This is a genomic window from Mesorhizobium sp. M7A.F.Ca.CA.002.15.2.1, from assembly GCF_003998715.1.
GTDB classification, from domain to species: Bacteria; Pseudomonadota; Alphaproteobacteria; order Rhizobiales; family Rhizobiaceae; genus Mesorhizobium; species Mesorhizobium ciceri.
This window is the reverse complement of record NZ_RZPI01000254.1, coordinates 1-7,086: the sequence shown is the minus strand read 5'-3', so window position 1 is coordinate 7,086 and position 7,086 is coordinate 1. Positions and strand designations below refer to the sequence as shown.

Genomic DNA, 7,086 nt, shown 5'->3' with positions numbered 1-7,086 from the left:
GCCTCGCCCAGCACGCGCCGGTTGGTGACGAAGCGGTTGCCCTTCAGCGAATAGACAAAGCCGTCCGGCGCCTCGCTGGCCCATTTGACGAAGGTCGGCTCCTTGAAGCTGGAATAGTAAGTGCCGTTGACCTCGATGCTCGGCACCTGGCGAGTGGCGTAGTTCAACTGCTTGGCCTTGGGAAGCTTGTCGGGATAGAAGGACGTATCCCAGGGTTCGAAGGTCCAGCCGCCCATGCCGGCGCGGATTGTTCCCGATGTGCTCATTGTCATCCTCCCAATGCAGAAAAAGATCAGGCCGCGGTGATCTGATCGACGGTTTTGGCCATGTCGACGAGCACCCATCCTGGCCGGTAGGGATTGGGCCGGCGACCCGTTTCGTGGAAACCATAGGCAAGATAGAGCGCAATGTTCCGCTCCATCCTGGCGTTGGTGTAGAGCCGCACTTCTGGCAGACCCCAGAGATGGGTCTGCTCATCCGCGTGTTTCAGCAGCGCAATGCCGAAGCCCTTGCCTTGAAAGTCGGGGGAGACCGCGACGGAGAAGATCATCGCGTGGTCGTCATGTCGCTCCAGCGTGATCAGCCCGGCAAGCTCGCCGCCACTTTCCAGCAACCAGACCTCGCCGCGCACTATGCGCGGTGCATAGTCCTCGGTGACCGGGACCGGCGGCGCGCCGAACAGTGCGATGTAAGGCGCATAAGCCGCTTCCGTCAGCGAGACGACGGTTTGGAGATCACCGGCAAGCGCTCTTCTGATTGTCATTCAAAAGCTCTCCAGGCGCCAACCGGTCGATCACTCCGCCGCTTCGCGTTTGCCTCCGGGACGTCGCTCCAGAAGCTCCTTGAGGAACTGGCCGGTGTAGCTGCGCTTTTCGCGCACGATGGCTTCCGGCGTGCCGGAGGCGACCAGTTCGCCGCCGCCATCGCCGCCTTCGGGGCCGAGGTCGAGCACCCAGTCCGCGGTTTTTATCACTTCGAGATTGTGCTCGATGACCACCACCGTGTTGCCCTGGTCTACCAGTTCGTGCAGCACTTCCAGCAGTTTGGCAACGTCGTGGAAATGCAGGCCAGTGGTCGGCTCATCCAGGATATAGAGCGTCTTGCCGGTCGCCTTGCGCGACAGTTCCTTGGCCAGCTTGATGCGCTGCGCCTCGCCGCCGGACAGCGTTGTCGCCTGCTGGCCGATATGGATGTAGCCGAGGCCGACCTGCTTCAGCGTGTCGAGCTTGTCGCGCACGCCGGGCACGGCGGCGAAGAAATCGACGCCTTCCTCGACCGTCATGTCGAGCACGTCGGCGATCGACTTGCCCTTGAACAGGACATCGAGCGTCTCTCTGTTATAGCGCTTGCCGTGACAGACGTCGCAGGTGACGTAGACGTCGGGCAGGAAGTGCATCTCGATCTTGATGACGCCGTCGCCCTGGCAGGCCTCGCAGCGGCCGCCCTTGACGTTGAACGAAAAGCGTCCCGGCTGATAGCCGCGCGCCTTGGCCTCCGGCAGGCCAGCGAACCAGTCGCGGATCGGCGTGAAGGCGCCGGTATAGGTGGCCGGGTTTGAACGCGGTGTGCGGCCGATCGGCGACTGGTCGATGTCGATGACCTTGTCGAGGAATTCGAGGCCCTCGATGCGGTCGTGGTCGGCCGGATGTTCGCGCGAGCCCATGATGCGTCTCGAAGCGGCCTTGAACAGCGTCTCGATCAGGAAGGTCGACTTGCCGCCGCCGGACACGCCAGTGACGGCGGTGAAGGTGCCGAGTGGGATTTCGGCGGTGACGTTCTTCAGATTGTTGCCGCGCGCGCCGACGATCTTGATGCGGCGGTTCTTCTTCGCTTCACGCCGCACGCCGGGCGTCGCCACTTCGAGCGCGCCCGACAGATATTTGCCGGTGATCGAATTGGGATTGGCCATGACCTGCTGCGGCGTGCCCTGGGCGATGATCTCGCCGCCATGGATGCCGGCGGCCGGGCCCATGTCGACGACATAGTCGGCATGCAGGATGGCGTCCTCGTCATGCTCGACGACGATCACCGTGTTGCCGATGTCGCGCAGGTGCTTCAGCGTATCGAGCAGGCGCGCATTGTCGCGCTGGTGCAGGCCGATCGACGGCTCGTCCAGCACATAGAGCACGCCGGTCAGGCCGGAGCCGATCTGCGATGCCAGCCGGATGCGCTGGCTCTCGCCGCCCGACAGCGTGCCGGAATTGCGCGACAGCGTCAGATAGTCGAGCCCGACATCGTTGAGGAAGCGCAGCCGTTCACGGATTTCCTTGAGCACACGCACCGCGATTTCGTTCTGCTTGTCGTTGAGCGACGCGGGCAGGTCGGTGAACCACTGGTCGGCCTTGCGGATGGAAAGCTCGGTGACTTCGCCGATGTGCCTGCCGGCGATCTTCACCGCCAGCGACTCGGGCTTCAGCCGATAGCCCTTGCAGACCGGGCAGGGTGTGGCCGACATGAAGCGCTCGATCTCCTCGCGCATCCAGGCGGATTCGGTCTCTTTCCAGCGCCGCTCGAGATTGGGGATGACGCCTTCGAAAGTCTTCGTCGTCTTGTAGGAGCGCAGGCCGTCATCATACTGGAAGGTGATCTCGCGCTCGCCGGTGCCGCGCAGGACGGCTTCCTTGGCCTCTTCGGACAAATCCTTGAACTTGTCGCCGAGCTTGAAGCCATAGGCCTTGCCCAATGCCTCCAGCGTCTGCGCGTAATAGGGCGAGGTCGACTTCGCCCACGGGCTGACGGCGCCGTCGCGCAGCGAGATGTTTTCATCCGGCACGATCAGATTGCCGTCGATGGCGCGCTGGCTGCCGAGACCGTCGCAAGTCGGGCAGGCGCCGAACGGATTGTTGAACGAAAACAGCCGCGGTTCGATTTCCGGAATGGTGAAGCCGGAGACCGGGCAAGCGAACTTTTCCGAGAACAGGATGCGCTCATGCGTCTCGTTCTTCGACTTGTTGACCGAATCCTCGCCGGTCTGGCTGGAATCGAGCGGCTTGTCGGCGAATTCGGCGACCGCCAGCCCATCGGCCAGCTTCAGCGCCGTTTCGATGGAATCGGCAAGCCGCGTCGCGAGATCGCCGCGCACGACGATGCGGTCGACGACGACATCGAGGTCATGCTTGTACTTCTTGTCCAGCGCCGGCACGTCGGCGATCTCATAGAAGACGCCGTCGACCTTGACGCGCTGAAAGCCCTTCTTCTGCAGTTCCAGCAACTCCTTGCGGTACTCGCCTTTGCGGCCGCGCACCATCGGCGCCAGAATGAACAGGCGCGTGCCTTCCTCGATCGCCAGCACGCGGTCGACCATCTGCGAAACCGTCTGGCTCTCGATCGGCAGGCCGGTGGCCGGCGAATAGGGGATGCCGACGCGCGCAAAAAGCAGGCGCATATAGTCGTAGATCTCGGTGACGGTGCCGACCGTCGAACGCGGGTTCTTCGATGTGGTCTTCTGCTCGATGGAAATGGCAGGCGACAGGCCGTCGATCTGGTCGACGTCAGGCTTCTGCATCATTTCGAGGAATTGCCGCGCGTAGGCCGACAGGCTTTCGACGTAGCGGCGCTGGCCCTCGGCATAGATCGTGTCGAAGGCAAGCGATGACTTGCCGGACCCCGACAGGCCGGTCATGACAATCAGGCTGTCACGCGGCAGGTCGAGATCGACATTCTTCAGATTGTGTTCGCGCGCCCCGCGAATGGAAAGATATTTATGGTCGGCCATAGCCGGTCGCCGCCTCAGAATCTGGAATTTCCTGGAATGGCGGGTTTTCCCGGCCATCCCCTATGTAGGTAGTTTTGCCGCCACGTCGAGAGACGCCACAATTCCCGACAAAAGCGTTTAAGCGTCTTTCGCGTGAACGGGCAAGCGGAAAGAACAAAGGCCGAACACGCTCCTGACAAAGCTGTGCAAAAACTGACTTGTACGTAACCTCCCGGCGATCACGTTTTTCGGTAACCGGCTATTGATGGTTGACGCGGGCAACCCAGGAGCGCAGTCTCCGGAAGTCAACGAAGCCGGCCGTCTTTCGATGGCCTCGCCGCCCAAAGGCGGCCTGCGAGACGCCGCAGGCATTTGCGATTTGTGCTTCGAATTGACAACAATCGCAACGGACAGAGGAGCGGAGCTATGACGCCACCGGATCGTCCCCTAGGGTTCCAGTTGTCACTGGAGCCGCGGCAGGCATAAGTGCCAGGGTTTAGCGTCTGCGCCACCCGGCAAACCGTGACCTGCCATATCCCCTAAAAATCAGAGACTGCTAGTCGGATCGTCGGCCGAACGCCGCGGTGCATCCGAAATCAAACGCCGGCAGTACACTCCCGGCAAAGTTGGATTTGAGATCCAGAAGGCCCCGTCCGTTTGCCCAAGGCACGGCGGGGCCGTTTTATGTGGGGAACGCTCATTTCCGCGCGCACTCAGTGACGCGGCGGCCCGATCGAGTCGGCGCCGACATCGACGGTGATGCTGCCGGAAATCCTGACATCCGTATCGCCGATCTTGAATGTGCCGTTCTCGCCGGCCGGCAGCGCATCGTCCGGCTCGGGAGCCGGCTTGGCGATGCGGTAGTCGCCGGTCACGCCGGGCAGGGCGCTTTTTTGCGTCGACGGCGAACTGTCCTCTGCAAGAGCCGCGCCACTCACGAGACTGGCAAAAGCGAGCACCACGACGGCGATGACGGGGCGCAGTGGTCTGGAAGGATGAGTGTCGGTCATCCCAGGACTATAGTGGCGCGCCGCCGATGGAACCAGACCGGCATCGTCAAATCTTCGGCAGCCGGCCGGACTCCGCTCCGGCCCTGGCTTACGCCGCCTTTTTGCGCGTGTCGAAAACATGGTCGACGATGCCCCATGCCTGCGCCTCGCGGGCGGTCATGAAGTGGTCGCGGTCCAGCGTGCGCTCGACCTCTTCATAGGTACGGCCGCAATGCTGCGCGTAGAGCTCGGCCATGTGCCGTTTCGTCCTGCCGATGCGCTCGGCATGGCGCTGGATGTCGGAGGCCTGGCCCTGGAACCCGCCCAGCGGCTGATGCAGCAGGATGGTGGCGTTCGGCAGGGAAATCCGGCGCCCCGGTGTGCCTGCCATCAGCAGGAACGAGCCCATCGATGCCGCAAAGCCCATGCATACGGTCGACACCGGGCAGCTGATATATTGCATCGTGTCGTAGATGGCGAAACCACTGGTCACTACGCCGCCCGGCGAGTTGATGTAGAGCGAGATCTCCTTGTCGGGATTGTCCGATTCCAGCGACAAAAGCTGCGCGCAGACCAGCGCCGAGATGTCGTCGTTGATCTCGCCGTTGATGAAGATGATGCGCTCGCGCAGCAGCCGCGAAAAGATGTCGAAGGCGCGTTCGCCGCGGCTCGATTGCTCGATGACCATCGGCACCAGACTGGCAACACCGCTCATTTTTCTTCTCCGATTTTCTATTATGCCGCGCGCAGAAGGCGCGGTGCGTTCGCGGCGATGGGCTTTCCAATTGCGCGCAAACCGAGCGAAAGACGGCAGCCGGCGCCTGCCATGGCGATGGCCGGCATGGCCTTGCGGGCAAAACCGTCGTGGACGATGCGCAGATGCGTGCCGCCGGAAGCGGTGCGGGCAAGCGTGAAGGTGACGGTACTGTCGAGCGGATCCTGCCTGGCTGCGTCGCCCGGCTGCTCCCGCCAGGAATAGCGCAGCAACTTCTCGGGTTCGGCGTCGAGGATTTCGCATTCGATCGGCGCGCCCGTCCCGGCGAAGGCAAAACGGTTGCCGATCTCGGGTCTCATGTCGTTGGGCATCATCCAGGCGGCGAGCAATTCCGGTACGGTCAGGGCCCGCCAGACCTTTTCCGGCGGCTCGGCAAGGTCGTACTCGAACTCGAGCGCATCCGGAGAGACTTCGCGATGGCTTTCGTCGGCCATTGATCCCCTGTCGTTCATTGATCCATGTCCTTCAAAACCGCCTTCAGCCTTTCGATGCGTTCCGGCCAGAAAGTCCGGTAGCGTTCGATCCAGGAGAGCAAGGGAGCGAGCCCCTGCGGATCGGCGCGGTAATAGGCGTTGCGGCCGGCTCGCCGCTCGACCACCAGGCCTGCGCCACGCAGGACGGCCAAATGCTGCGACACCGCGGGCTGCGACACCGTCATACCGGTGCGCAATTCCGACACGCTCATCTCGCCTGCGGCTAGCCGCTCAAAGACGGCGCGGCGCGTCGGGTCGGCCAGTGCGCGAAAAATCTCTGCTTCGATCATGTCAAAAGCATAAGTGAATACTTATTGATTTGGCAAGCACTGTTTTACGAGATTGTCGGAAGCCAGCGTCTCACCATTCCGGCAGGCCCATCGAACGTCGCCTCGAAAATCGGCGACGCAAGGACGGCGTGGATGTGAAGCGTTCCAGTGCCGGCGTTCTTGAACCCGTGTTTCCTGTTCGCGGGGACAACGAGAGACTGGCCCGATGTCACGACTGTATGCTCATCGTCGATCCACATCTCAGCCCTACCGGCGATAACGGTCAGCACTTCCTCCACGGGATGCCAATGCGTTGGGGCGCCGACCGTGGGCTCGACCCATTGCTCGAATATGCAAAGTTGCGATGCACCATTGCTGGCCGACACATGCATGCGTGTTTCCACACCTGCTCGCCATTGCTCGCGCTGCTGGTCCTCATGTGCGACAGACTTCATTTGATCGCCCCCGGTCAGATCCGATTTCATGGAAATTTCCGGCCGGGACACTACATCTTGCTGACAAACATTGACAGAACGTCATCTGCACCATAGAACGAACAGGGAACAAAAACCTTGTGGGTAAAGGCAGCCACGGCAAGCGGCTGACGCCTGCAGCCTGTAAGGTGCTGCGACAAAAAAATTTGTTTCGGATGAGCGCGGAGAAATATCATGGCGGGTAGCGTCAACAAGGTCATTTTGGTCGGCAACCTCGGCGCGGATCCCGAAATCCGTCGCCTCAACTCGGGCGAGCCGGTCGTCAACATTCGCATTGCGACGTCGGAAAGCTGGCGTGACAAGAATTCCGGCGAGCGCAAGGAAAAGACCGAATGGCACAACGTCGTCATCTTCAATGAGGGCATCGCCAAGGTGGCGGAGCAGTATTTGAA

At 61.8% G+C, this 7,086-nt stretch carries 9 protein-coding genes; 1 reads left to right on the top strand and 8 read right to left on the bottom strand.

All coding sequences use genetic code 11. The features are described 5' to 3' along the window. The 8 genes from ENZ74_RS15930 to ENZ74_RS15895 form a co-directional block, all read right to left on the bottom strand. On the bottom strand, positions 1 to 266 hold a 266-nt coding region (locus ENZ74_RS15930), incomplete at its 3' end, for a DUF72 domain-containing protein (RefSeq protein WP_127312861.1). 26 nt (positions 267 to 292) lie between these two features. Then, complete coding sequence (locus ENZ74_RS15925; RefSeq protein ID WP_063167931.1) at positions 293 to 763, bottom strand: GNAT family N-acetyltransferase; 471 nt, start codon at positions 761 to 763, stop codon at positions 293 to 295. Between the two features lie 30 nt (positions 764 to 793). After that, positions 794 to 3,715, bottom strand: a complete 2,922-nt coding sequence (uvrA, locus tag ENZ74_RS15920; protein WP_063167932.1) for an excinuclease ABC subunit UvrA — start codon at positions 3,713 to 3,715, stop codon at positions 794 to 796. A gap of 692 nt (positions 3,716 to 4,407) precedes the next feature. After that, a complete protein-coding gene (locus ENZ74_RS15915; RefSeq protein ID WP_063167933.1) occupies positions 4,408 to 4,704 on the bottom strand; it encodes a hypothetical protein in 297 nt (98 codons plus the stop codon). An 88-nt stretch (positions 4,705 to 4,792) separates the two neighbouring features. After that, positions 4,793 to 5,398, bottom strand: coding sequence for an ATP-dependent Clp protease proteolytic subunit (locus ENZ74_RS15910; protein WP_063167934.1), 606 nt, complete (start codon positions 5,396 to 5,398; stop codon positions 4,793 to 4,795). Positions 5,399 to 5,418: 20 nt separating this feature from the next. Continuing rightward, positions 5,419 to 5,910: an SRPBCC domain-containing protein gene (locus tag ENZ74_RS15905; protein WP_063167935.1), complete on the bottom strand. Its 492-nt coding sequence runs from the start codon at positions 5,908 to 5,910 to the stop codon at positions 5,419 to 5,421. After that, on the bottom strand, positions 5,907 to 6,221 hold the full coding sequence (locus ENZ74_RS15900; RefSeq protein ID WP_013531836.1) for a metalloregulator ArsR/SmtB family transcription factor: 315 nt from the start codon (positions 6,219 to 6,221) through the stop codon (positions 5,907 to 5,909). The genes ENZ74_RS15905 and ENZ74_RS15900 overlap by 4 nt, the downstream gene beginning before the upstream one ends. A 44-nt stretch (positions 6,222 to 6,265) precedes the next feature. After that, entirely contained in the window at positions 6,266 to 6,685 is a 420-nt protein-coding gene (locus ENZ74_RS15895; RefSeq protein ID WP_013531835.1) for a cupin domain-containing protein, read from the bottom strand. Positions 6,686 to 6,868: 183 nt separating this feature from the next. Here ENZ74_RS15895 and ssb point away from each other — a divergent pair. Next, positions 6,869 to 7,086 (top strand): single-stranded DNA-binding protein (gene ssb / locus ENZ74_RS15890; protein WP_127312860.1); only part of this gene is annotated, 218 nt, incomplete at its 3' end.